This is a genomic window from Vibrio alfacsensis (assembly GCF_019670485.1).
Classification (GTDB): Bacteria; Pseudomonadota; Gammaproteobacteria; order Enterobacterales; family Vibrionaceae; genus Vibrio; species Vibrio alfacsensis.
Genome location: NZ_AP024165.1, coordinates 396,643 through 423,246, shown reverse-complemented (window position 1 = coordinate 423,246; position 26,604 = coordinate 396,643). Strand labels below are relative to the sequence as shown.

Annotated in this window: 24 protein-coding genes; 8 read left to right on the top strand and 16 right to left on the bottom strand. The window is 45.5% G+C overall.

Annotated elements, in window-relative coordinates; all coding sequences use genetic code 11:
- Positions 1-24: 24 nt before the first annotated feature.
- The 4 genes from VA249_RS02025 to VA249_RS02010 are packed head-to-tail and all read left to right on the top strand — an operon-like array spanning position 25 to position 3,410.
- A complete protein-coding gene (locus VA249_RS02025; RefSeq protein ID WP_221068632.1) occupies positions 25-1,836 on the top strand; it encodes a penicillin-binding protein activator in 1,812 nt (603 codons plus the stop codon).
- A complete protein-coding gene (locus VA249_RS02020; RefSeq protein WP_221068631.1) occupies positions 1,826-2,191 on the top strand; it encodes a YraN family protein in 366 nt (121 codons plus the stop codon). The genes VA249_RS02025 and VA249_RS02020 overlap by 11 nt, the downstream gene beginning before the upstream one ends.
- A 3-nt stretch (positions 2,192-2,194) precedes the next feature.
- A complete protein-coding gene (locus VA249_RS02015) occupies positions 2,195-2,785 on the top strand; it encodes a phosphoheptose isomerase (RefSeq protein ID WP_128811682.1) in 591 nt (196 codons plus the stop codon).
- A gap of 22 nt (positions 2,786-2,807) precedes the next feature.
- Positions 2,808-3,410, top strand: a complete 603-nt coding sequence (locus VA249_RS02010) for a BON domain-containing protein (protein ID WP_221068630.1) — start codon at positions 2,808-2,810, stop codon at positions 3,408-3,410.
- 62 nt (positions 3,411-3,472) lie between these two features.
- Here VA249_RS02010 and sspB read toward each other — a convergent pair whose 3' ends face one another.
- The 8 genes from sspB to zapE all read right to left on the bottom strand — a co-directional run bounded on the left by sspB (position 3,473) and on the right by zapE (position 10,032).
- Positions 3,473-3,952, bottom strand: coding sequence for a ClpXP protease specificity-enhancing factor (gene sspB / locus VA249_RS02005; RefSeq protein ID WP_211915421.1), 480 nt, complete (start codon positions 3,950-3,952; stop codon positions 3,473-3,475).
- A gap of 19 nt (positions 3,953-3,971) precedes the next feature.
- Positions 3,972-4,607, bottom strand: a complete 636-nt coding sequence (gene sspA, locus VA249_RS02000) for a stringent starvation protein SspA (RefSeq protein WP_005436105.1) — start codon at positions 4,605-4,607, stop codon at positions 3,972-3,974.
- A 96-nt stretch (positions 4,608-4,703) separates the two neighbouring features.
- The gene (locus VA249_RS01995; protein ID WP_211915422.1) at positions 4,704-5,441 is read right to left on the bottom strand and encodes a cytochrome c1; all 738 of its coding nucleotides are present in this window, start codon (positions 5,439-5,441) and stop codon (positions 4,704-4,706) included.
- The gene (locus tag VA249_RS01990) at positions 5,438-6,703 is read right to left on the bottom strand and encodes a cytochrome b (RefSeq protein ID WP_128811686.1); all 1,266 of its coding nucleotides are present in this window, start codon (positions 6,701-6,703) and stop codon (positions 5,438-5,440) included. The genes VA249_RS01995 and VA249_RS01990 overlap by 4 nt, the downstream gene beginning before the upstream one ends.
- A complete protein-coding gene (petA, locus tag VA249_RS01985) occupies positions 6,703-7,293 on the bottom strand; it encodes a ubiquinol-cytochrome c reductase iron-sulfur subunit (RefSeq protein WP_211915424.1) in 591 nt (196 codons plus the stop codon). The genes VA249_RS01990 and petA overlap by 1 nt, the downstream gene beginning before the upstream one ends.
- A gap of 546 nt (positions 7,294-7,839) precedes the next feature.
- Positions 7,840-8,232 (bottom strand): 30S ribosomal protein S9, encoded by a 393-nt coding sequence (rpsI, locus tag VA249_RS01980; protein WP_005436094.1) that lies wholly within the window; start codon positions 8,230-8,232, stop codon positions 7,840-7,842.
- 15 nt (positions 8,233-8,247) lie between these two features.
- Entirely contained in the window at positions 8,248-8,676 is a 429-nt protein-coding gene (gene rplM / locus VA249_RS01975; protein WP_005372872.1) for a 50S ribosomal protein L13, read from the bottom strand.
- Between the two features lie 252 nt (positions 8,677-8,928).
- Positions 8,929-10,032 (bottom strand): cell division protein ZapE, encoded by a 1,104-nt coding sequence (gene zapE / locus VA249_RS01970; RefSeq protein ID WP_211915425.1) that lies wholly within the window; start codon positions 10,030-10,032, stop codon positions 8,929-8,931.
- 198 nt (positions 10,033-10,230) lie between these two features.
- On the opposite strand from zapE, the gene zapG reads away from it, so the two are divergent.
- From zapG to degS, 3 genes are all read left to right on the top strand, one after another.
- Positions 10,231-10,674 carry a Z-ring associated protein ZapG gene (gene zapG / locus VA249_RS01965; protein ID WP_128811690.1) on the top strand — a complete coding sequence of 148 codons (444 nt, stop codon included), beginning with the start codon at positions 10,231-10,233 and terminating at the stop codon, positions 10,672-10,674.
- Positions 10,675-10,870: 196 nt separating this feature from the next.
- A complete protein-coding gene (locus VA249_RS01960) occupies positions 10,871-12,238 on the top strand; it encodes a DegQ family serine endoprotease (RefSeq protein WP_221068629.1) in 1,368 nt (455 codons plus the stop codon).
- A gap of 118 nt (positions 12,239-12,356) precedes the next feature.
- A complete protein-coding gene (degS, locus tag VA249_RS01955) occupies positions 12,357-13,424 on the top strand; it encodes an outer membrane-stress sensor serine endopeptidase DegS (RefSeq protein ID WP_128811692.1) in 1,068 nt (355 codons plus the stop codon).
- A 49-nt stretch (positions 13,425-13,473) separates the two neighbouring features.
- On the opposite strand, the gene parC is transcribed toward degS, so the two are convergent.
- The 6 genes from parC to nudF form a co-directional block, all read right to left on the bottom strand.
- Positions 13,474-15,762 (bottom strand): DNA topoisomerase IV subunit A, encoded by a 2,289-nt coding sequence (gene parC, locus VA249_RS01950; RefSeq protein WP_221068628.1) that lies wholly within the window; start codon positions 15,760-15,762, stop codon positions 13,474-13,476.
- 3 nt (positions 15,763-15,765) lie between these two features.
- Complete coding sequence (parE, locus tag VA249_RS01945; protein ID WP_128811694.1) at positions 15,766-17,646, bottom strand: DNA topoisomerase IV subunit B; 1,881 nt, start codon at positions 17,644-17,646, stop codon at positions 15,766-15,768.
- A 249-nt stretch (positions 17,647-17,895) separates the two neighbouring features.
- Complete coding sequence (gene yqiA, locus VA249_RS01940) at positions 17,896-18,480, bottom strand: esterase YqiA (protein WP_128811695.1); 585 nt, start codon at positions 18,478-18,480, stop codon at positions 17,896-17,898.
- A 54-nt stretch (positions 18,481-18,534) separates the two neighbouring features.
- Positions 18,535-19,341 carry a 3',5'-cyclic-AMP phosphodiesterase gene (cpdA, locus tag VA249_RS01935; RefSeq protein ID WP_221068627.1) on the bottom strand — a complete coding sequence of 269 codons (807 nt, stop codon included), beginning with the start codon at positions 19,339-19,341 and terminating at the stop codon, positions 18,535-18,537.
- Positions 19,342-19,404: 63 nt separating this feature from the next.
- The gene (locus VA249_RS01930) at positions 19,405-19,848 is read right to left on the bottom strand and encodes a DUF1249 family protein (protein ID WP_128811697.1); all 444 of its coding nucleotides are present in this window, start codon (positions 19,846-19,848) and stop codon (positions 19,405-19,407) included.
- Positions 19,848-20,498, bottom strand: a complete 651-nt coding sequence (gene nudF, locus VA249_RS01925) for an ADP-ribose diphosphatase (RefSeq protein WP_221068626.1) — start codon at positions 20,496-20,498, stop codon at positions 19,848-19,850. Before nudF ends, VA249_RS01930 begins: the two co-directional genes overlap by 1 nt.
- 230 nt (positions 20,499-20,728) lie before the next feature.
- Between nudF and tolC the strand changes: the two genes are divergently transcribed.
- Entirely contained in the window at positions 20,729-22,051 is a 1,323-nt protein-coding gene (tolC, locus tag VA249_RS01920; RefSeq protein WP_221068625.1) for an outer membrane channel protein TolC, read from the top strand.
- 179 nt (positions 22,052-22,230) lie between these two features.
- On the opposite strand, the gene hldE is transcribed toward tolC, so the two are convergent.
- Both hldE and glnE read right to left on the bottom strand, forming a co-directional pair.
- Complete coding sequence (gene hldE / locus VA249_RS01915) at positions 22,231-23,661, bottom strand: bifunctional D-glycero-beta-D-manno-heptose-7-phosphate kinase/D-glycero-beta-D-manno-heptose 1-phosphate adenylyltransferase HldE (protein WP_221068624.1); 1,431 nt, start codon at positions 23,659-23,661, stop codon at positions 22,231-22,233.
- A 66-nt stretch (positions 23,662-23,727) separates the two neighbouring features.
- On the bottom strand, positions 23,728-26,571 hold the full coding sequence (gene glnE, locus VA249_RS01910; protein ID WP_221068623.1) for a bifunctional [glutamate--ammonia ligase]-adenylyl-L-tyrosine phosphorylase/[glutamate--ammonia-ligase] adenylyltransferase: 2,844 nt from the start codon (positions 26,569-26,571) through the stop codon (positions 23,728-23,730).
- Positions 26,572-26,604 lie beyond the last annotated feature (33 nt).

Below are 26,604 nucleotides of genomic sequence, written 5' to 3'. Positions count from 1 at the left end.
CAAAATTATAGAGAACTCACGGCAATGATGAACCATAAGAGACTCAGTGTACCACGCTTACTTACTCCAGTTGCACTGGCAATTACACTCGCAGCCTGTTCTTCAGGACCGCGCCAACCAAATAGCGTAGACATTACTCTTGAGCCTACACAATCAGCTCAGAGCTACATGATTCAAGCGGACAGCACCGAAGGTAGCTTACAAAACGACTGGTTGATCATGGCAACAAAAGCAGCGATCCAAGCCAATGAATGGGATCAAGCTGAACTGCTCATCAAACGTCTTGCTCGTCAACAATTGACCGAAGTTCAGCAAGCCGAGTGGCAACTGGCCCGCGCGACCATACAGCAAAAACAAGGCAATTACTCACAATTGCTGAAACTGCTCAATTTCCAACCTTGGTGGAAACTACCAAGTGAGCAATGGAAAGATTACTACTCCCTGCGCGCGGAGGCCTACCAGAGCTTAAACCAGCCTTTTGAAGCCAACCGTCAGTTGGTTTCAGAAAGCCAATATGCGTCATCTGCCGAGCAACGTGAAATCTCTAGCCGCATTTGGATGAATTTTGCCCGCTATTCAGAATACGAACTTACCGCTCTGCAAACCGATCCAAGTGAAGAAGTACTAGACGGTTGGTTGCAATTAGCGATTTACTCCAAAACTCTGGCGAATAACATTCCTCAGTTAAAAACAACGTTAGAGCGTTGGCTTAGCGAAAATCCATCGCATCCAGCAGCCATCTATACGCCAAGTGAAATTCAAAGCATTCTGTCACTAGACATTGTAAAACCGAACGCAACCGCACTGTTATTGCCACTTTCTGGTAAGTTTGCACCGCAAGCTCAGCTCATTCGTGATGGTTTTATCTTTGCCATGATGAATGATGCAACTCGAGATCCAAGCGCGACATTAACCGTCATTGATACACATGCGTACAGCGCTGATGAAATCAAACAACGCCTGATCAATGAAAACATCGATTTTGTAGTGGGCCCACTACAAAAAGAAAACGTCGAGTTATTGCAATCCACGCTCGATGGTTCTGAAACAGGCGTTGCAATACCTGCGCTTGCTCTCAACATTCCAGAGGATGTCCAACCTGGCACAAACATGTGCTATCTAGCGCTATCACCAGAACAGGAAGTGGCACAGGCGGCGAAATACCTATTCAGTCAAGGCTACCGTTATCCACTCATTTTGGCTCCAACTGGCAGTTATGGGCAGCGTGTTGTAAAAGCATTTGATGAAGAATGGGATAAATACAGCTCAAACAAGGTTGCAACCAGTTACTTTGGCGATAAGCGCCAATTACAAAAGAACATCAACGACGTCTTTGGTTTACAAGAAAGCCAACAGCGTATTGCTCAAATGCAATCCTTGATGCGCATCCCGTTAGAAACCCAACCTCGTAGCCGAAGAGATGTTGATGCGGTATATATCGTAGCAAGAAGTTCTGAGCTTACGCTTATTAAGCCATTTATTGAGGTCGCCATTAACCCTGACGCTAAGCCGCCTAAACTGTTTTCGAACTCCCGCAGTAATACTGGTGGTACAACGTATGAAGATCTTTCAGGCGTAACGTACAGTGACATTCCGTTGCTGATCAATGCCGACCCAACCATTGCATCTGAAATGAATGAACTATGGTCTGAGCAATCGAATATGGAAAAACGCTTAGAAGCACTTGGTATGGATGCGTATAAACTGATTGGTGAATTGCCACAGATGAAAGCCGTTCCTGGCTACTCAACCAGCGGGCAAACTGGGGTACTGAGTATTGATAACAACTGTGTCGTTCAACGCGAACTCAGTTGGGCGGAGCGCGGTGCTCTTTAGTAAACGCCATATCGGAAACCAATATGAAGCCCTGGCTAAGCAATACTTGCAACGCCAGGGCTTACGTTTTCTCCAACAAAATTACCTGACAAAAGTCGGCGAGATTGATTTAATCTTCCAACAAGGTGAAACTATTGTTTTTGTGGAGGTCAAATACCGTAAAAACGACCATTATGGGTCAGCGGCTGAAATGGTCACTTACGCTAAAATGCGTAAGCTGGTAAAAACAGCGCATATTTGGCTTCGACAAAAGCAATACAACGCTCAAAATTTAGATTATCGGTTTGATGTGATTGCCATTCACAATGAGGGGCGAGACATTAACTGGATACAAAATGCAATCTCTGAAGGATAACCAATGCTAGACAGCATTAAAGACAGCTTTACTGAAAGTATTCAAATTCAAATTGCGGCAGCGGAAGCACTTCCAGATGCCATTACTCATGCTGCCCAAGCGATGGTCTCAAGCCTACTTAATGGCAACAAAATTCTATGCTGTGGTAACGGTGGTAGTGCATCGAACTCGCAACAGTTTGTATCTTGTCTTTTAAATCGATTCGAAACAGAGCGCCCAAGCCTACCAGCAATGGCATTAACGGCTGACAACACAACACTGACCGCTGTAGCAAATGACTATCACTATCAAGAGATTTTTTCTAAACAAGTACGCGCATTTGGCCAACCTGGCGATATCTTATTAGCGATCTCAACCAGTGGTAACAGCAAAAACGTTCTTAAAGCAATGGAAGCCGCAGTAACACGCGATATGACCATTATTGCCTTGACGGGTAAAGACGGTGGTGAGATGGCAGGATTACTAGGTGAACACGATGTTGAGATTCGTATCCCATCGCATCGTACCGCACGAATTCATGAAGTTCATATGGTGACCCTTCACTGCCTGTGCGATCTTATCGACCAAGTACTTTTCCCCGCTCACGAAGAATAATCAATATTGAGAGTTTAGAATTATGATACGTAGTCTTGTCATTTTATGCGCTGCGCTTAGCATGAGCGGCTGTGCTGGTTTGTTTATCGCAGGGGCTGCAACCACTGCCAATATCGTCACTGATACACGTACAACCAAAGAAATTTGGCAAGATAACAATATCGAATTCGAAATTGCCGCCATTGGTAACAAAGCACCTTTCAAAGGCAAAACTCGTATTGTCGCAAGCTCGTATAACGGAACGGTCGTGCTGATGGGGCAGGCGCCTACCGACGAGCTGATCAATGAATTTGAACGCAGAGCTCGTGATATTGAGGGCGTGAAAAATATTCACAACCAAATTAAGCAAAAAGAGCCGCTAAGCGTGACTCAAATCAGCAACGACAGTTGGATTACAACGAAAGTGAAATCCGCACTTCTCACCGATAGCGAGCTTAATGGCGTAAAAGTCAAAGTCATCACTGAAGATAGCGATGTCTTCTTATTCGGTTACGTGACACCAAAACAGAGTGAACGAGCGACAGAGATTGCACGTAATATCTCAGGTGTAAAACAAGTAATCAAAGGCTTTCAATATGGTGAAGCGACAGAAGTGAATGCAGCTGAAAAAGAAGCGCTTGAGTAGGTAAGCACTGTCTTGAAAGGTAAATAAATCGCAATAAAAAAGCAGCACGAGTGCTGCTTTTTTTATTTGATAACTCTTAAGCTTGGTCGACCTTTTGGACGAGGCGCTTCTTCCTCCTCAGACTCTGACTCATCAGTGTCTGAACCGCCACTCACTGTTGTAAATGATGGTGATTGCTCTTCTTCAACAATCCCCTCTTCCTCAATATGAGTGTACGCTTCCTCAGGTTCAAACATGGTACCTGCGCCATTCTCGCGAGCGTAAATCGCTTGAACCGCATACATCGGCACAATAACCGAATGCGGACGACCGCTAAAACGAGCATGGAAAGTAATCGCATCATTACCCAACTCAAGCTGTCCGACTGCACGAGGAGCAATATTCAGAATAATTTGACCATCTTGAATAAACTCAACTGGCACACGTACACCCGGTAATGTTGCGTCAACAACCAAGTGAGGAGTTAAGTCGTTGTCTACTAACCATTCGTAAAATGCGCGAAGCATATACGGACGGCGAGCAGTCATTTTTGCAATATCCATAACGTGTTATCTAAATCGCTTAGCGAACTAGGCGCATTTCACGCTCTGCTTCAGTTAGAGAAGCAAGGAATGAATCACGTTCAAATACACGGTTCATGTAAACTTTGATCTCTTTTGAGCCAGGGCCAACAAGATCAATACCTAGTTGAGGCAAACGCCACAGTAGTGGAGCTAGGTAACAGTCAATTAGGCTGAATTCTTCACTCATGAAGTATTCGTATTCAGCGAAGATTGGCGCTAGAGTCAGAAGATCGTTACGTAGTTTAGTACGTGCTTTTTCTGATTCTTCAGCATTACCCTTAACAACTTTTTCAGCGAGTGAGTACCAGTTACGTTCAATACGGTACATCATCAAACGGCTGTTACCACGTGCAACTGGGTATACAGGCATTAGAGGTGGATGAGGGAAACGCTCGTCCAAGTACTCCATGATGATTTTTGAATCGTAAAGAGCTAGCTCACGGTCAACAAGAGTTGGCACTGATTTGTATGGGTTTAGCTCTACAAGTTCAGCAGGAAGGTTTGCTTCATCAACAAGCTCAACTTCTACACTTACGCCTTTTTCAGCTAGTACGATGCGAACCTGATGGCTATACAAATCTGATGCACTTGAGAAAAGAGTCATCACAGAACGTTTATTGGCAGCTACAGCCATGGAGCCCTCCAGTACACTTACAAATAAAAATAATGGAGGCTAAGCCTCCATTATCCATCAATTAAAATTGGGAATTAGCACGGTATGATAGCACAATTAATGCACATCACGCCAATACTCTTTCTTGAGCAACACGACAACAATAGTTAATAGAACTAAGAAGCCCATTACCCACCAGCCCAGCGCATGACGCTCTAGTTGAACCGGGTCACCTGAATAAACAAGGAAGTTCACTAGGTCACCGACCGCTTTGTCGTATTCTCCAGCGCTCAGCTCGCCAGTACCGTTAGTTTCTGTACCAATAACCACTTGGACTTCTTCACCATCGACAACTTTTGTGCCATAAACTGGCATTGGAATGCCTTGGAGCTCTTCAAGAACATGTGGCATACCCACGCTTGGGAAAACTAAGTTGTTCACGCCAAATGGACGAGATGGATCAACATAGAAAGCACGTAAATAAGTATACAACCAATCTGCACCACGAACTCGCGCCACCAACGTAAGATCTGGTGGTGGAGCACCAAACCAATCACCGGCTTGTTTTGCTGGCATGGCATTGACCATAAGATCACCTACTTTCGCTTCAGGATCGAAAATAAGGTTTTCTTTCATTAGATCAATTGGGATCTCCAAATCTGTCGCCACTCGCTCGTAACGCTGATACTGCGTAGAGTGACAAGCAAAACAGTAGTTCATGAATAGCTTCGCACCATTTTGCAGCGACGCTTTGTCTGTTAGGTCCACGTTTGCCTTATCTAGCGGTACGTTGGCCCCCGCTGCCATCGCAAGAGATGGCAACATAGCAAATAGAATTACAATCCACTTCTTCATTTGAATGTCACCCTCTCTGGTAATGGTTTGGTCGCTTCATTTTTGCTGTAGAAGAACAGCAATACAAAGAACATGAAGTAACACAAGCTAAAGATCTGAGACAATATTGTGTACAGCGGCGTTGCCGGTAATGCACCCAAAATACCTAGAGCGATAAAGGCGATAGTGAACTGAACGATATTCAATAGGTGGATCTTACTGCGGTAACGGTAAGAACGTACTTTACAGCGATCCAACCACGGTAGAACAAACAGTACTGCAATCGACGCACCCATTAAGATAACACCCAATAGTTTGTCTGGAACCGCACGCAAGATTGCGTAGAACGGAGTGAAGTACCATACCGGAGCGATGTGCTCAGGTGTTTTCAGTGGGTTTGCAGCTTCAAAGTTAGGCGGCTCAAGGAAGTACCCACCCATCTCAGGGTTGAAGAACAGCACGTAACAGAAGAAAAACAAGAAACCAGCCACACCAACCAAGTCCTTAACCGTACCGTAAGGGTGGAAAGGAATAGAATCGATGATGTCGTATTTCTTCGTATAGTAATCGTGGAACTTGAATTGCGTTTCGTAATCGTCGCCCATTGAACCTTTTGGTAGCTTAGTCTCGATACCATCTGGGTTGTTAGAACCAACTTCGTGCAGCGCCAATACGTGTAGCACAACAAGAAGAAGTAGCACGATAGGCAGTGCAATAACGTGTAGTGCGAAGAAACGGTTCAACGTTGCACCAGAGATGATGTAATCACCACGGATCCAAAGCGTTAAATCATCACCGATAACAGGAATCGCCCCAAACAGAGAAATAATTACCTGCGCACCCCAGTAGGACATCTGACCCCATGGTAATAGGTAGCCCATGAACGCTTCAGCCATGAGAACTAAGAAGATCAACATACCGAAGATCCACAATAACTCACGAGGCTTTTGGTATGAACCGTAAATCAAACCACGGAACATGTGCAGGTATACCACCACGAAAAACGCAGACGCACCTGTTGAGTGCATATAACGCAGCAACCAACCGTACTCAACGTCGCGCATAATGTATTCGATAGAAGCAAACGCGCCATCACCAGACGGTACGTAGTTCATTGTCAGCCAAATACCCGTTAGGATTTGGTTAACCAACACCAACATCGCCAAAGAACCAAAAAGGTACCAAAAGTTGAAATTCTTTGGCATTGGGTATTCAGACAAATGCTTTTTATAGGCATTCATCGCTGGAAGTCGTTTTTCTACCCAGTCTAATAGTGCTTGCATTATGCGTCTCCCTCATCAACACCGATCATGAGCTTCGTGTCACTCAAATACATGTGCTTAGGAACCACAAGGTTCAGTGGAGCAGGCACTCCCTGAAACACTCGACCAGCCATATCAAACTTAGAACCATGACATGGGCAGAAGAAACCAGACTTAACACCCTGAACTTGTTCAGCAAAGGTATCAGGTAGGTAAGTCGGTGAACAACCTAAGTGAGTACAGAAGCCAACCGCCACAAAAAACTCAGGTTTTATCGAGCGATACTCGTTCTGAGCGTAAACTGGCTGTTGTTCCATTTCTGATTTTGGATCGCGAAGCTGTCCATCAATGTTCTTTAGGTTATCCACCACTTCTTGAGTTCGGCGTACGACCCATACAGGTTTACCCTGCCACTCAACTCGGACCATCTGGCCAGCTTCAATTTTACTGATATCCACTTCAACCGGCGCGCCAGCCGCTTTTGCTTTGGCACTCGGATTCCATGATTTTATAAAAGGAACGGCGACGGCAGCTGCTCCTAAACCACCAACAACTGCCGTTGTAGCGGTTAGAAAACGCCTGCGACCGTTATTTAAAGGCGCGTTGCTCATCCAAACATTCTCCCATTTGCTCCCTTTGGATCATTATTATTCCGCTTAATAAGAGCATGGCTAACAAATAATGAATTTAGTTCTATTTATTGGGGAGAAATGATAAAGAAAACCCTACTTTTTGACAAGATAAAGCTACCTTTTTGTAACATTTGTGAGGCGAATCGCCCACGCCGTCACAAAAGCAGTAAAATTCTAAAAAATAGATGTGATTTGCAACAAGAAAGCGAAATCAATAACAGTAAAAAGAGAGCTTAATTTCCCCTTAAATCGGTTATTTTCAGGTGATTAGGCAATGTATTGAGCAGCAATTGCTATGTACTACGCCTTTCTATAGGAACAAGGTTGTAGCACATGAAGTAACAAAAACTCGGCTTATAAAACGAAGAAATGTTGCGATGATATTAATTAAAGCGTGTGACACGAGGTGACTTGAAGAGGCGTGTTTTAAAACACTAGAAAAACAAAAAGCCCGGCATATAGCCGAGCTTTGATGCACAGTTTCCAGAATAACTCTGGACCAGCATAATTCCCGATAAGTGGAAATTAACGCTTAGAGAACTGTGGACGACGACGTGCTTTACGTAGACCAACTTTCTTACGTTCAACGCAACGAGCGTCACGAGTAACGTAACCAGCTGCACGTAGAGTAGGACGTAGAGACTCATCGTACTCCATAAGAGCGCGAGTGATACCGTGACGGATAGCACCAGCTTGACCAGAAATACCGCCACCTTTAACAGTAACGTATAGGTCTAGCTTCTCAGTTAGTTCAACTAGCTCAAGAGGTTGTTTAACAACCATGCGAGAAGTTGGACGACCGAAGTACTCATCAAGGCTACGCTTGTTGATTACGATGTTGCCGCTGCCTGGTTTGATGAAAACACGCGCAGCTGAGCTTTTGCGACGGCCAGTGCCGTAGTATTGATTCTCTGCCATTTTCGAAATCCCCAATTAGATGTCTAGTACTTGTGGTTGTTGAGCAACATGGTTGTGCTCAGCGCCCGCGTAAACTTTAAGCTTACGGTACATAGCACGGCCTAGAGGACCACGTGGAAGCATGCCTTTAACTGCAAGCTCAAGAGCCATCTCAGGTTTACGATCGATCAACTTTTCAAAAGTGATAGATTTTAGACCACCTGGGAATTCAGAGTGACGGTAGTACACTTTGTTCTTAGCTTTGTTACCAGTTACAGCAACTTTCTCAGCGTTGATAACGATGATGTAATCACCAGTGTCAACGTGAGGAGTGTATTCAGCTTTGTGTTTGCCACGTAGGCGAGATGCAATTTCACTTGCTAGACGGCCTAGAGTTTTACCCTCTGCGTCTACAACGTACCAGTCGCGTTTTACAGTTTCTGGTTTAGCAACGAAAGTTTTCATGCTAATAATAACCCGTTAATTAAAATTTAAACTTTAAGGAACACCCAATAGTGCTCCCACACTGTCTAAGAGCCCAGTCATCACCCCTTCGAGTCGTTGGTTCTCTCGACCTTCTATGTCGAAATAACTTCGATAATCAGGTCTGCAGTAACGGTGGGTCGCAGGATTATAGAGAAGACCGAAGAAAAAATCACCTTTTTTTGCGCCAAATCACTAATTTTTTCTTCTCTTTTTTTAGAACTGCTGATTATTTTAAGCCAGATGCTCTTTCGTGAGGTAATCGTGGCTCTGCATCTCCGTCAAGCGAGATAAACAACGCTTAAACTCAAACTCCAGCAGGCCATCCGAGTAAAGTAATGGCATTGCGACCTCTGCAGAAATAATCAATTTAACGTTACGTTCATAGAACTCATCGACCAACGCAATAAAACGCCTTGCTGCATCATCCATTTTGCCATCCATCTGTTTGACACCACCTAACAATACGGTGTGGTAGATGCGCGAGATTTCAATATAGTCATTCTGACTACGTGGGGTTTGACAGAGTTGCTCAAACGTCGCATGCAGCACGCCATCACTGGCTTCCATGACAGCAATATCACGATGATTAATCTCTATCACATTACTCGCGACCTTTCGTTCGCCAATTAACTGTTGGTAATAGCGGTTTAGATTGATTGCAGCTTGCTCATCAAGTGGGTAATGATAAATCTCTGCTTGTTCTAAGGTTCTTAAGCGATAGTCCACACCACTATCAACATTAAGAATGTCACAGCGCTGCTGAATTAATGCGATAGCAGGAAGAAAACGAGCGCGTTGCAGGCCATTGCGATACAAGTTTTCCGGTTCAATATTGGATGTCGCAACAAGAATCATCTGGCGCTTAAACATCTCTTGTAATAACGTCGCCAAAATCATGGCATCAGTAATGTCGGACACGAAGAACTCGTCAAAACAGACAATATCCGCTTCCTTTTTAAATTGGTCAGCCACTTTCGACAGTGGATTCTCTACCTCTCCCAACCGCTTGAGTTCATCGTGCACGCGATACATAAATCGGTGAAAATGCACTCTCATTTTCTTTTCTGTTGGCAAAGCGTCATAAAAGGCATCCATCAGATAGGTCTTTCCGCGCCCCACCCCCCCCCAAAAATACAGGCCTTTGGGTGGTTCGGGTAATTCCGCTTTCTTGCCAAGCAACTTTTGCCAGGTGCTAAGCTGAGGGATGGGAGCAGTTTGAAATTCCGCAATGGCGTAATAGAGTTTATCTAAAGCGGTAACAGCAGCATGTTGAGCTTCATCAGGCTGGAATCCATGTTCTGCAATGTCTCTTTGGTATCGTTTTAATGGTGTCATAGCATTACGTCGTATCAGAGGTACAGAGAAAATGTGTCACGCAACAGTCAGTTTGTTTCATTCTGTAGAGGGTACTTGCACTCCGGAAACATCGCTTCTATTTTTCTTTATCGACTGTGCAAGCCATAGTAACATGGTCAAGCACTGCGTGTAACTAAGTAGTAAAAGACTTGTTAAATACAACTATAAGGAGCAGTTATGCCTTGGATTTATGCCGTTGCGGGTTTGCTGGTCGGAACCATCGTAGGCGTGGTCGTAAGTAGACTAACCACCCCAGGATACAAAAAACAAAAGTCTGTGCAAAAAGAGCTGGAATCAGCAAAATTTGAGCTAGAACAACAACGTCAAGATCTCGTTGATCATTTTGCACAAACCGCAGAAATGCTGGATACCTTGGGTAAAGATTACACTAAGCTCTATCAGCACATGGCGAAGACCTCTTCTGAGCTTCTGCCAAATCTGCCAGAACAAGACAACCCATTCGATAAGAAAACGGCAATGTCATCGGAGCAGATTGAAGAAGATCAAGCCGATGCTAACGAGCAACCAAAAGACTACGCTAACGGTGCGACCGGTCTTTTGAAAGATCAGGAAAAAGAAATCATTAATGCTCCTGATGTTGTGACAGCAAAAGCCTCTTAACTCCCCATCCCCTTTAATAGGGCTAATTCATACGCATTTTTTATTAATTTGTGTTAGCCCTATTTGAACTTTCTTCCATAACTCATCTCTAAATTGCAGTGAACTGCCATCCCCTTTGACTTTCCCGACCCATTCCTATGTTAATAGTGGTTAGGATTTTTCTTTTTGGCAGACTTGTATCAAGAGGAGTTACTCGATGAAAAAACCTTTGCTTGCGTTAACCGTTCTGTCTTTAAGCTTGAGTTCAATCATCACCCCAATAACTGTATCAGCAGCACTTCCATTAAGTGTTGATGGGCAACAATTGCCTAGCCTTGCTCCAATGCTCGAAAAAGTGACCCCAGCCGTGGTCAGCATTGCAGTAGAGGGGAAGCAAGTTCAAACCAGTCGCATCCCTGAGCAGTTTCAGTTTTTCTTTGGGCCAGAGTTCCCAACAGAACAAACCCGTGAGCGTCCTTTCCGAGGGCTAGGTTCCGGCGTAATCATTGACGCTCAAAAAGGCCAAATCGTCACAAATTACCACGTAATCAAAGGCGCTGATGAGATTCGTGTTCGTTTATATGACGGCCGTGAGTACGATGCAGAACTCGTGGGTGGGGACGAAATGTCTGACATTGCGCTACTGAAGTTAGAAAAAGCCAAAGATCTGACTCAAATTAAAGTAGCGGACTCGGATAAGCTTCGCGTGGGTGATTTTACTGTGGCGATCGGTAACCCATTCGGCCTAGGACAAACGGTTACGTCAGGCATTGTTTCAGCACTTGGGCGAAGCGGCTTAAATGTCGAGAATTTTGAAAACTTTATCCAAACCGATGCCGCGATTAACAGTGGTAACTCAGGTGGTGCCCTTGTGAATCTAAATGGTGAACTGATTGGTATCAACACTGCGATATTAGGACCGAACGGGGGTAACGTGGGCATTGGCTTTGCCATTCCATCAAACATGATGAAAAACCTCACAGATCAGATTTTGGAATTTGGTGAAGTTAAACGCGGCATGTTAGGCGTTCAAGGTGGCGAGGTGACCTCAGAGCTTGCGGAAGCACTCGGTTATGAATCGAGCAAAGGGGCATTCGTAAGCCAAGTTGTGCCAGGTGGTGCGGCGGATAAAGCCGGGTTAAAAGCGGGGGATGTGATTATCTCCGTCAATGGTAAAACCATTGAAACGTTCTCTGAACTTCGAGCAAAAGTCGCAACACTAGGTGCAGGAAAAGAGATATCTCTTGGCGTGATTCGTGATGGCAAAAATAAATCATTCAAGGTGACACTGGGTGAAGCCAGCACCGTAAAAGCCAAAGCTGAAACACTGCATGAGGGTCTAAAAGGGGCAGAGTTAAGCAATACCGCTCCTGGTGATGCAATCCAAGGGGTGAAAGTCACCAGCGTGACAGAAAATTCACCTGCCGCTCAATATCAGCTAGAACAAGGTGATATCATCATCGGTGTAAACCGAAAACGCGTGAAAAACCTAGCAGAATTGCGCTCGATTGCAGAAAATCACAAAGGTGTTTTAGCGCTGAATATTCAACGCGGAGACCAAACGATCTATCTCATCGTGCGTTAATCATTTGAACCACCTCTCTAAAGGGCAGTATGATGGCATACTGCCCTTTTGTTATTTATCAATGTAATGCTATCTTTCAATTTTCTATGCCATTTTGGCATTCAAGCATGGAGAGGATATGCTTAGCTTTTTGTTACGTTCTGTCTTTTTAGGCTTAGCGACCGCTATCATTGTGTTGCTTGCCGTCCCATCACTACGTAGCAACGTAATCCCTGCCGCGCTCGTTGATCCACAGCCAAGTGATATCGCCTCCCTTGAGGTCTCTTTTAACCAAGCCGTTAGGAAAGCGGCACCTGCAGTGGTGAATATATACAGCCGTAAATACGTTGAACATGATCGAAGCAAGTTATCCACTCAGGGGCTTGGCTCTGGTGTCATCGTCAGTGAAAAAGGCTACATCATTACCAACTACCACGTGGTCGCTCAAGCCGATCAAATTGTGGTCGCCCTACAAGATGGTCGTGCAGCCGCTGCGCAACTTGTCGGTACCGACAAACGAACAGACATCGCTATCTTGCGCGTTGATGGTACGAATCTTCCTGTTATCCCACTGAATACAACATACACACCTCAAGTCGGTGATGTGGTTCTTGCGATTGGTAATCCATATAACCTAGGCCAAACAACCACGTTCGGCATCATTTCCGCGACAGGACGCTCATCCATTAGTGATGGTCGACAAGCATTTATTCAAACCGATGCGGCAATTAATGAGGGCAACTCCGGTGGTGCATTAGTCAATACACAAGGTGAACTTGTCGGGATTAATACCGCTTCATTCCAACAAGCGACAGATTTAGAAACCTATGGAATATCGTTTGCCATCCCATACCCGTTAGCGAATAAAATCATGCAAAAGATCATTGCCGATGGTCGAGTTATCCGTGGTTATATTGGTATCGATGGTCAGGACATCAATGCTGTCACCGCGCGCCTACTTGGTAATCAACATATCGGCGGCATCGTCGTTCTCGGCATAGATCCAAATGGTCCTGCGAGTTTAGCTGGCTTCCAGAAGCAAGACATTATCATTAGCATCAATGGCACAAAAGTTCAGGGTCGCCAAAGTGTTATGGATATTGTTACCGACCTGAGACCAGGAACCACGGTTGATGTAGGGATCATTCGTCAAGGAAAAGAAATGACATTAAAAGTCACTATCGCTGAAGACAAACAAGAAGCATAAAAAAATCCCAGCCACTGGCTGGGATTTTTTTTAACTAGGATATGGATGCTTATTCACTATCACTTGGCTGTTCTGATGCGTCGGTGCTTACGCCCATCTCAACATCAATACGCGTCACGCGTTGCAAGCCTCTCGGTAGTAGACTGCCTCGGCGACCGCGTTCACCACGGAAATTATCCAAATCACTTGGCTTAAGGCCTAGTTTACGCTTACCTGCGTATAATGTTAGCGATGCCCCTTGTGGCAGAGACATCAAGTGAGACAGAACCTCTTCTCGCTCTTTCGCTTTTGCCGCTGGAATATTGATGATCTTATTGCCCTTACCTTTCGCTAACTGCGGCAGGTCTTTAATTGGGAACAACAACATGCGACCTTGATTCGTGATCGCAAGGATTTCATCTGAGTCCAAATCGGCAATGGTTTTTGGCGTCATCACTTCAGAGTTCGCCGGTAACGTCACAAGTGCTTTACCACTGCGGTTCTTCGATAGTAATTCAGAACCTTTACACACAAAGCCGTAACCTGCATCAGAGCCCACTAACCATAACTGATCTTCTTCACCCATGATCACTTGGCGAATGCTGCTGCCTGCCGTGATGTTCAAGCGGCCAGTAATCGGCTCACCTTGACTTCGAGCGGACGGCAATGAATGCGATTCCAATGAGTAACTTCGACCATCACTACCAAAGAACACCGCTTGCTGGTTACTCTTACCACGCGCGTGCGCTAGGTAGTTATCACCCGACTTGTAGTTCAAACCTTCTGCATCAACATCGTGACCTTTCGCGTGACGAATCCAGCCTTTCTCAGAAAGAACAACCGTAATTGGCTCACTTGGTACGAGATCACGCTCGGTTAATGCTTTTGCTTCTGCTCGTTCAACCATTGGTGAACGACGGTCATCACCGTATTTCTCTGCGTCTGCTTTGATTTCTTTCTTAAGTAGTGTATTTAGACGGCGCTCAGAACCGAGTAGTTGTTCTAACTTCTCACGTTCTTTCTCTAGCTCATCTTGCTCACCACGGATCTTCATCTCTTCGAGTTTTGCTAAGTGACGAAGTTTGGTATCTAAAATCGCATCCGCCTGAATATCAGTAATACCAAAACGAGCCATCAGTACGGCTTTTGGATCGTCCTCTGTACGAATGATCTCAATCACTTCATCTAGGTTTAGGTAAGCAATCAACAAACCTTCCAAGATGTGTAGACGAGCCATTACTTTATCTAGGCGGTACTGTAAACGGCGACGCACGGTTGTACGACGGAATTCGATCCACTCAGACAGAATTTGCACTAGGCCTTTAACTTGAGGACGGTTATCTAAACCAATCATGTTCAAGTTAACTCGGTAGCTACGCTCAAGATCCGTGGATGCGAACAAATGGTTCATCAGCAAGTCGCAATCGACACGGTTTGACTTAGGCACGACAACAATACGCGTTGGGTTCTCGTGATCCGATTCGTCACGAAGATCGTCAACCATTGGCAGTTTCTTAGCGCGCATCTGGTTCGCAATTTGCTCAAGCAATTTTGCGCCCGATACTTGGTGAGGCAAAGAAGTGATAACAATATCGGAACCTTCTTTATGCCATACTGCGCGCATCTTGATGCTGCCGCGACCGTTACGGTAAATCTTCTCGATTTCCGCTTTTGGTGATGTAATTTCGGCTTCCGTTGGATAATCGGGACCTTTCACAAACTGCATTACATCGGACAAATCCGCTTTAGGATTATCGATCAAATGAATGGTTGCTTCCGCTACTTCACGAACGTTGTGAGGCGGGATATCGGTCGCCATACCAACAGCAATACCAGTGACGCCATTTAGCAAGATGTGAGGCAGGCGTGCTGGCAACATTTGAGGCTCTTTCATCGTGCCATCAAAGTTAGGTTGCCATTCAACTGTACCTTGACCTAATTCGCCTAGCAGAACTTCCGCAAACTTAGACAATTTTGCTTCGGTATAACGCATTGCCGCGAATGATTTCGGATCATCCGGCGCACCCCAGTTGCCCTGACCATCCACCAGAGGGTAACGGTAAGAGAACGGCTGCGCCATTAATACCATCGCTTCGTAACATGCTGAGTCACCATGCGGGTGGTATTTACCTAACACGTCACCAACGGTACGTGCCGATTTTTTGTATTTTGCTGATGCCGAAAGACCAAGCTCCGACATTGCATAAATGATGCGTCGTTGAACCGGTTTCAAGCCATCGCCAATGTAAGGCAATGCACGGTCCATGATTACGTACATCGAGTAGTTCAGATAAGCGTCTTCGGTGAACTTGCGCATTGGCAATTGTTCAACGCCATCATAAGTAATTTCTGTAGACATCCGTTAAACCTCTGCCATATCGCCGTTGCTTTGTAGCCAAGAGCGACGATCATCTGCTCGTTTTTTACCAAGCAGCATGTCCATCATTTCCATAGTCGCTTCTGAATCATCAATGGTTAACTGAACCAGACGACGCGTATTTGGATCCATGGTGGTTTCACGCAGCTGAAGAGGGTTCATTTCACCCAGACCTTTGAATCGCTGCACGTTGATCTTGGCTTTCTTCTTAGACAAACGTTCTAGAATACCCTCTTTCTCGTCATCATCTAGGGCATAGAACACTTCTTTGCCACAGTCGATACGGTATAGAGGCGGCATGGCGACATAGATATGACCAGCTTCAACAAGAGCACGAAAATGACGCGTGAACAGCGCACATAGCAGCGTTGCAATGTGTAGACCGTCCGAGTCCGCATCGGCAAGGATACAAACTTTACCGTAGCGTAAGCCATCCAGATTATCGTTATCAGGATCAATACCCAAAGCGACTGAAATATCGTGCACCTCTTGAGATGCAAGAACTTGGTCTGCTGACACTTCCCACGTATTTAGGATCTTACCGCGCAGTGGCATCACCGCTTGGAACTCACGATCACGTGCTTGTTTGGCGCTGCCGCCCGCCGAGTCACCCTCCACGAAGAAGATTTCTGTGCGGTTAAGGTCTTGCACAGAACAGTCCGTCAACTTACCTGGCAGTGCCGGACCTGATGCGACTTTCTTACGTACAACCTTTTTGCTCGCACGCATACGACGGTGTGCATTCGCGATACACACTTCCGCTAACTGTTCAGCCAATTGTGGCTTTTCGTTCAACCACAGGCTGAATGCGTCTTTTACTACGCCTGATACAAACGCTGCGGTTTGACGAGAAGACAGACGCTCTTTGGTCTGGCCTGCAAACTGAGGATCTTGAATCTTAACCGACAGCACGTACGAACAACGGTCGAATACGTCATCACCGGTTAGCTTAACACCGCGAGGCAGTAGGTTACGGAATTCACAGAACTCACGCATCGCATCCAATAGGCCTTGGCGAAGACCGTTTACGTGCGTACCACCTTGAGCCGTCGGGATAAGGTTCACGTAACTCTCGGTGATCATCTCACCGCCCTCAGGCTGCCAGATCACTGCCCAATTTGCCGCTTCCGTTTCTGCAGAGAATTCCCCCGTAAATGGTTCCTCTGGCATTACTGGATAGCCTTTTACGCCCTCAGCCAGATAGTCTTTTAGGCCATCTTCGTAGAGCCATTGGTAATCTTTTCCATTCACTTTATCTGTGAATGTAATTTCTAAACCTGGGCAAAGTACCGCTTTTGCACGTAAATTATTAACGAGACGAGTTACTGAGAAGTTTGCTGAATCAAAGTACTTAGCATCAGGCCAAAAGTGCACGCTAGTACCACGGTTACGGCGACCACATGTGCCTGTTACCGTTAGATCTTCAACCTTTTCACCATGTTCAAAAGCAATATCGTACACTTGACCATCACGGCGCACGGTCACTTCAACGCGCTTAGACAGTGCGTTTACTACCGAGATACCTACACCGTGCAAACCACCAGAGAATTGGTAATTCTTGTTGGAAAATTTACCACCAGCATGAAGCTTACATAGTATCAGTTCAACGCCTGATACTTTCTCTTCTGGGTGGATATCAACTGGCATGCCTCGACCATCATCGATCACTTCTAGTGATTGGTCTGCATGTAAGATGACTTGTACTTTTGAGGCATGTCCGGCGAGCGCTTCATCGACACTGTTATCGATAACTTCTTGGCCCAAATGGTTCGGGCGCGCTGTATCCGTATACATCCCTGGTCGGCGACGTACTGGCTCCAAGCCATTCAGTACTTCAATGGCCCCAGCATTATATTGTTCAGTCATAATACGGAATTGTTCTCAATGATTACTTGTATCTCGAGCACGACACCGTTCGTGCTCCGCGCTCGAGAAACGAAAAAGCCACTTCATCTGCCTCTCGTTTCTTACGAGAAAAAGCAAACAAAATGGGTCGGGCTTATACGCCCTTAAGATCTTTTGGCAAAACATAGTCGGAAAGCAGGCCAACTATGTCAAGAAACGGTTGGATATCGCACTAAAAACTATGAGCCTATTCCAATCGCCTCACTATTGTTACAGTTTCAGGAATTCAATGATTTGCGCAGGATAACGCTCAAAGCCAATAAAACTGTGATCACCGCCGTTTTCTACTGTTTGTTTCGCTTGCGCAAATTTGTCGACCGCTTGACGATAATCTAATACCTCGTCTTCTGTTTGTTGCAAAAGCCAGAAAGACTGAGGCGATGCGATGCTTTGTACATCAAGAGCTTTTAGCTCGTCAATATGACAGGCTTCAAGTGTATAGGTTTCGTGCGTGTATGGGTTAGTTTGCTCGCCTAAGTAATCCACGAGCAACTCATAAGGCTTCACCGCAGGGTTAACCACCACCGCTCTAAATCCAAATTGAGCATTCAACCATGTTGACATATAGCCACCCAACGAGCTTCCGACTAAGCCAATGTTAAAGTCATTCTTGTATTGTTCAATGATATCTAACAAGCATTGCGCTGCAAGTTGAGGAAAACACGGTAATTGAGGAACGATAACTTTGATATCTGGACGATGTTGCTCGCAGTACGCTTTCATCACGTTTGCTTTCATCGAAAGAGGAGAGCTGTTAAAACCATGAATATACAGCAGTAATGAGGGTTTACTCATAGGAGCCTCACGTAAAAAAGTAGCCCGAACAACAGGTTCGGGCAATAAGTTAGATTAGTATCCGTTTGAGGTGAAATCTGGCTGGAATTGCCCCTCACTTAGGCGATTAACTTGGGTCGTGATGTCACCACTTTGGTGAAGTTCTATTTCTCGCCAGCCTGGCGATAAGGTATCAAGCCCAAAATCGTCTGAGTTTGGTTTAAACTGAACACAAGTCGATGGGGTAGCCATCACACGAATACCATGATGAACCACATTCATATCTTGATGAACATGACCGCACACAATGCCTTTTACGTTATCAAAACGATCAACGACTTGCCAAAAAGCATCGGCATCTTTTAGCGTATGTTGATCAAGCCAAGCACTGCCCACTAAAAGTGGATGGTGATGCAACAAGACAAGTGTGTGTCGATTAGCGTTTTCAGCCAACTTTTCTTCAAGCAAAGAAAGTTGCTGGTCACTGAGTCGACCATGTGGAACACCGACAACTTGTGAATCCAATAAAATCACTTGCCAGTGATCACCCAGATATAAATGCTCTACCGTTTGAATTTGAGAAGATGGCAGCACACTGCTCATGTTTGGCTTGTAATCATGATTACCCGGAAGCCAAAAACAATCTTTTCCTAACGGCGCAATCCCATCCGCAAAGCGCTGATAAGACTCTGCGCTATGATCTTGTGAAATATCGCCAGTTGCAAAGATATATTCAAACTGCACCTGACGCTTAAGAATCTCTTGTACCACCGCGTAAAAACTATCTGCGGTTCTTACGCTAAGCAAGCTCCCCTCATCGGCGGCAAACAAATGAGTATCTGTAATTTGTAAAAGCTTGATGCTGTCACTTGATGATTGCAAAATGAAAACCTGACTCGTCTACTATTTCGTTTTTTTAGTTATTATCCTGTAATGACATGACAATCAATTGAAGGCAAGCGGGGTTCTACTTATCCCACTTCGTAGACAAAATGTCAGCCATTCCCCAAGGAACGTATTAAGTTGATGCTTTTCATCTTTTTGCATCAACTGATCGTTGGGATAATCATATTTCGCCTTGATACGAGAGAACGCTCCGCTTGAGCATACTTCCGCAACTCTCGCATCGTGATAAAGCCTGACAGACATTGTCGGTAAAGGAAATACCGGCGTGTCATCACTCTGACATATCTCAACAACCGTAGTGTATTTTGTGATTTCATTCACGGTCAGTTGGTAAATCATGTTCGCAGCTTGATAACAACGAACATCACCAACTTCAGCGGAAACAGGCAGCAAAGCATTCAGCTTAGCGTAATTGGTCTCGTAAGTTCTCATTAGACCCGCTAAGTCAACGTGGTAACGCTGTTTTACTGCTGCTTGCACCATTATTTACTCTCCGCTTGTTCAGGGTGCCCCCACTGTGATGTCAATGCCTGATGGTTAAGCTGCAACCACTGCAGTGCAATAATTGAAGCACCATTTTCGAATTTTCCATCTTTCACCCATTGATACGCCGTTTCACGACTGATCACATGTACTCGAATATCTTCATCTTCATAGTCTAAACCATGAATGCCATACGCTTTAGATGCATCCACTTCACCGACGAAGACATCGAGCTTTTCTGAGCAACCACCAGAAGATGGGTAATAGGAGGTCACAGAAGCCATTCGCTGTACTTCGATACCTGCTTCTTCTACCGCTTCACGACGAATAACCTCTTCCGCAGTTTCGTCTCGGTCAATCATACCCGCGACAATTTCGAGTTGCCACGGATGCTGATGCTCTAAGGCGCCAACGCGGATCTGTTCAATGATCACCACCTGATCCGTAATAGGATCATACGGAAGCATTGCGGCAGCGTGACCACGTTCGAACATCTCTCGTTCGACAATCCCACTCCAACCACCAGCAAATAATCTATGCTTAAAACGGTATTTCACCATTTTAAAAAAACCTTTGAATACGGTTTCCTTTGAGATTATTTCCACATCTTGGGAAGTAAACTGATTCTGTTGCTTGTCACACTGTTGCATCGAGCACCTCTCTGAGTGAATCTTGTAGTTTACTCATTGTTATTGACTTGCTCAAAGGACTTGGCTCAACTTTTTGTACAATCGTTACAAATAATTTTAAGCCTTTGCAAATAATTTTATTGCACAGATGGGCAATTACATGTAAAAAAGTGCAAAGTTTAGAGTAAATATCGTTCAAATTGAGTTAAACTACTGAGAATTAACCAATCTATTGACCGCGGGAATGGAAAATGAAAAAACTGCTTCCACTATTTATCAGTGCAGCGCTAGGCAGTATGAGTACGTCTGCATGGGCAGACTCTCTTGCTGAAATTTATGACTTAGCAAAACAAAACGATCCTCAGCTACTCAGCGTTGCTGCACAACGTGACAAAGCTTTTGAAGCGATCACTTCTAGCCGCAGTGCCCTATTGCCACAAATCAACTTGACTGCGGGTTACAACCTGACTCGTGGTGATACTGACCCTGATGCAGGCGGCAGTATCTCAAATGATAAAAATGTTCTATCTGCAGGCGTTGGCTTCTCCCAAGAACTGTACAACCGTGCATCTTGGATCACGCTAGATACGGCAGAAAAATCTGCTCGTCAGGCAGATGCGTCATACGCGGCGACTCAACAAGGTCTGATTCTTCGTGTTGCACAGGCTTACTTCGAAGTTCTACGTGCGCAAGATAACTTAGTTTTTGTCCGCGCAGAAAAAGCAGCGGTTGGCCGTCAGCTAGAGCAAACCAAACAACGTTTTGAAGTCGGTCTATCGGCAATCACCGACGTACACGATGCTCAAGCACAGTACGATGGCGTACTTGCGGATGAAATATTGGCACAGAACTCTCTGATCAATAGCTACGAGTCTCTACGTGAAATCACAGGCCAAGAGCACAAAAACCTAAACGTACTGGATACGGCACGTTTCTCTGCAAGTCGCTCAAGTAGCTCTGCCGATGTTCTTGTTGATGAAGCAAAAACAACCAACCTAAGCCTATTATCAGCACGTATCTCTCAAGATATCGCTCGTGACAATATCTCTCTAGCAAGCTCTGGTCACCTGCCAACGCTATCGCTAGATGGTGGTTACAACTATTCTGATCAGGCTGAAAGTATTAACGACAACACCACTGATGGCTTTAACATCGGCGTGAATCTAGCGGTGCCGCTATACACGGGTGGCAACATTACCTCGCAAACCAAACAAGCTGAGTTCGCGTATGTTGCTGCAAGTGAAGATCTAGAGAAAGAATACCGTAGCGTCGTTAAAGATGTTCGCGCGCAAAACAACAACATCAACGCGTCCATCGGTGCGCTAAAAGCGTATGAGCAGTCTGTAGTTTCCGCACGCTCGGCACTAGAAGCAACTGAAGCGGGTTTTGATGTTGGTACTCGTACTATCGTCGACGTACTAGATTCAACACGCCGTCTATACGATGCAAACAAAAATCTATCTAACGCTCGTTACGACTACATTCTAAGTGTACTTCAGCTTCGCCAAGCAGTAGGTACGTTAAGTGAGCAAGATATCCTAGATGTGAATGCCGGCCTAAAACCAGCAAGCTAACAGTCTGTTTATCTAAGCATTTATTTATATGAACATTCGTTTATCTAACTAAACAAATGCAAAACGCCAGTTGGTTTTCCCACTGGCGTTTTTATTACACTTTAGCAATGCCAAATAAAAAGGCCGCTCGAAAGCGACCTTTAGCAATCAGTGTTAACAATCAGTTTGGCGAATAAGGATTACCCCTTACCACCTTTGATTGCATTGATGATTTCACTGGTTGAGCAACCATCTTCAAAGTTCAGGACACGAACTTCACCACCAGCCGCAATCACTTCTTTACCACCCGCGATGTCTTCTGGTTTGTAGTCACCACCTTTAACAAGCATGCTTGGTAACACTTCTGAGATCAAACGTTGTGGTGTGTCTTCACTAAACGGCACCACCCAATCGACAGCGCCAAGACCCGCTAGTACCGCCATGCGACGATCGGTTGGATTAACAGGACGACCTGGACCTTTTAGACGTTTTACCGACTCATCGGTGTTGACGGCAACGATGAGGCGATCGCCTAACTCTGCAGCGTGGTTTAGGTAAGAAACATGACCGGCGTGCAAAATGTCAAAACACCCGTTGGTCATCACCACTTTCTCACCTTTCGCGCGTGCTTTCTTCACCGCTTCAATCAAGGCTTGCTCTGTGATCACACCATAGTCCGTATCTTGACTGCCGTGCACCGCTTCCGCCAATTCAATTTCAGATAACGTTGATGTACCCAGTTTACCAACCACAACACCCGCTGCCGCGTTCGCTAATGCACACGCTTCTTCGAATGATTTGCCCGCGGCAACTGACGACGCCAATACAGAAATCACCGTATCTCCGGCACCTGTCACGTCATACACTTCTTTTGCTTGGGTTGGTAGATGGAACGGCTCTTGACCACGACGAATCAACGTCATGCCATTTTCACTGCGTGTCACCAACAAGGCTTCGAAATCAAATTCTTCAACCAATGCCAGTGCTTTTTCCACTAGCTCTTGCTCTGACTTCACTTTGCCGACAACATCTTCAAACTCTTTCATGTTTGGAGTCAGTAGTGTCGCACCGCGGTAGCGTTCAAAGTCTGCACCTTTTGGATCGATAAAGACAGGGACATTCGCCGCTCGCGCTTTTTGAATATATGCCTGAACATGCTCCAACGTACCTTTTGCATAATCTGACAAAATCACAGCTTTTACACTTGAAAGCGCCGTTTCCATGCGAGCAATGACAGGTTCAGGATCCGTATTTTCGAATTTGTCTTCAAAATCAAGACGGATAAGCTGCTGACCACGGCTCATGACACGCAACTTCGTGATGGTTGGGTATTCAGGTAAAGCAACAAAATCGCACTTCACTTTCAAAGACGTGAGCGTCTCTGTAAGCACTTTTGCTGGCTCATCCATACCTGTTAGACCAACAATGTGAGCATGACCACCTAATGACGCAATGTTCATCGCAACGTTCGCTGCACCACCAGGACGCTCTTCATTGTTTTCTACTTTTACAACAGGTACTGGCGCTTCAGGAGAGATACGTCCAGTCGGGCCATACCAGTAACGATCTAGCATGACATCGCCGATGATAAGCACACCCGCGCTGCTGTAATCAGGTAGAATTGGTTTCATTATTGGTCTCCAAAAATTTAATCGCAGTGAGTTTAACACAGCCTTTTTCTAGGCAGAACCTCAGGGTTAAGAGAACCACTGATTCCATGCATGTTTCACCCACTCTCGTTCAGCCACAAACTTGTCCTCTGCTACATCAGCATCCAGATTCAACAAATTTCGACGATGAATTTCGTCACGCATAGACGTGTAGGCTCGCGTCAATTGCATCGCTTGATCTTCTTCCATCACGCCTTGAGCAATTAAGGTTTCGAAAATACGCACGTTATCGCACCAACGGATCAGTTTTGGTTTACTGTGACTGTAGTTGAGCACCAGATATTGAGCGAGAAATTCAATGTCGGTAATGCCGCCTTGATCTTGTTTAAGCATAAAGCGACCGGACTTTTTACCACCTAGGTGGCCACGCATTTTCTCGCGCATATCGACCACTTCTTTCTTCAGTGCACCTTGATCGCGCGCTTTACACAGCACATCATGACGCGTGTTGTGGAAAGCAATCGCAAGCGGCTCATCGCCATAGATCATACGCGCACGCACTAACGCCTGATGCTCCCACGTCCAAGCATCTTGATGTTGATAATCATCAAACGCGTCAGTTGGACTCACTAATAGGCCTGATGCGCCCGATGGACGTAGTCGAGTGTCGACTTCATACAAAATGCCTGATGCCGTTCGGGTAGAAAAAATATGAATAATTCGCTGCGCCAAACGAAGATAAAACTGACGACCATCGATCTCTTTTTTGCCATCAGTGTAGACGCTCACTGGGCAATCGTGCATAAACACGATATCAAGATCCGAGTTATAACCTAACTCCCAACCGCCCACTTTCCCGTAGCCGATCACGGCAAAACCTTTCCCCTCACGGTCTTTTACGTGAGTGGGTTCACCATACTTTTCGGACACTTGGAGCCAAGCTTGATTGATCACTGCTTCAACCACCGCTTCTGCTAAGTAGGTTAAGTGATCGCTCACTTTCATCACAGGTAATACGCCTGCAATATCGGCGGCAGCAATGCGCAAGATGCAAATCTGTTTAAACTGGCGCAACGCTTCCATTTGCTGTTCCATGTCATCTTCTGGAATACGCGCAAGAAAATCTCGTAGCTCTGTTCGGTAGCTTTCTAACGGGATTGGATTGTACAGGTGCTGCGGATCAATCAACTCATCAAGCAAAATTGGATAGCGTGAAAGCTGCTCGGAAATCATCGGACTTGCGGTACATAAACGAACCAATTGAACTAACGCTGCAGGGTGTTCGTCCAACAGTTCAAGATAAGTAGTACGCGTACAAATATTGTGCAGCAAATGCAAAACACGTGGTAAACCAAACTGGGCATCTGGATGAGCAAAAACCGCATTAAAGACTTTCGGCATCAACTTGGTCAATACGTCTCGTCCACGAGGGCCAAGCGTCTTCTTCGCGAGATCCGTTTTAAACTGCATGATGGTTTTTGCCAACTGTGCCGGATTATCTGCATCAATGTCATTTTGCAGAACATGCTCCAACACATCTGATTTGGCTGCCATGTCCCATAGTTCATGAAAGTGTCGCGGCACCGCTTCCGCTTCGTCATCGTCGTCATCACCAATGAGCGTCTCAAACACATTGTGTACATTGCTCATATGCTGCTGGGTTTGAATAACCAATGCCTCCCACGATTCAAAACGCATAGCCGTCGCAAGCTTAAGACGGTCCTCATCACAATCAGGCAAGGTTTGAGTTTGTTTATCCGCCATGGCTTGCAATAAGTTTTCAAGTTGACGTAAATACTTGTACGCCTGCTCAAGGTTCGTCACTTCGTGCTTCGCAAGTAAGCCCAATTCGCCAATGGCATTTAAGGTTTCCAGTAGCCCACGGCCTCTCAATGAGGGTTCTCGCCCCCCTCGAATCAGTTGAAAAACTTGCGCAATAAACTCGATCTCTCGAATGCCACCGGCACCCAATTTAATATTATTGCTTAGGCCTCGACGGCGCACCTCACTGCTGATCATCGACTTCATACGACGCAAAGATTGGATCGCACTGAAATCGATATAACGGCGAAATACAAACGGACGCAGCATTTGGCGCAACTCTTGATATTGTGGGTACATTTCGCACCCCATGACTCGCGCTTTAATCATGGCGTAACGTTCCCAATCGCGACCTTGCTCTTGGTAGTAATCTTCCAAGGCTGCATAACTCATCACTAATGGCCCACTTTCCCCAAATGGACGTAAGCGCATATCGACTCGGTAGCAGAAACCATCAAAAGTCTGTTGATCTAATGCCTTGATAATGCGCTGACCCAAACGAGTAAAGAACTGAGCATTGGCTATGCTGCGACGCGCCCCTTGAGTTTCACCGTTCTCTGGATAAGTGAAGATCAAATCAATATCAGAAGAAAAATTCAGTTCACCACCGCCTAGCTTTCCCATACCAATAATCAGCATAGGTTGCGCTTCACCAGCAGCATTGGTTGGGGTGCCCCACTCATTGCAACAAATCTTGTACTGCCACTGGTAAGTCTCGAAGATCATCGCTTCGGCCAGTTGAGACAGATGACGAAGAGACGCTTCCAACGTCCAAGCATGAGTAAAGTCTTTCCACGCGATATAAACCATCTCACGGTTGCGGAACTGACGTAATACACGATGACCCGACATTTCATCTTGGCACTCTGCTAATAGCGCAGCAAGACGTTCTCGATAAGTAGACGATCGACTGTTTTCTATCAGCATTGTTGGCAAATCTTGCGCGAGCTTTTCATCGCGATGAATCGCTTCGGTAATGAACTTGCTAAGACCAGACACAAAATGAAATTGTTCGGCAACTTCTGTTGGCCAATGTTGAAAGTATCCTGCATTTTCCGCATGTTGAACGGCAGAATCCGCGACAGAAATCAGTGACGATGGCAGTTGCATTTTTCTTCCTTGTTTGAAAAGCACACTCTATTT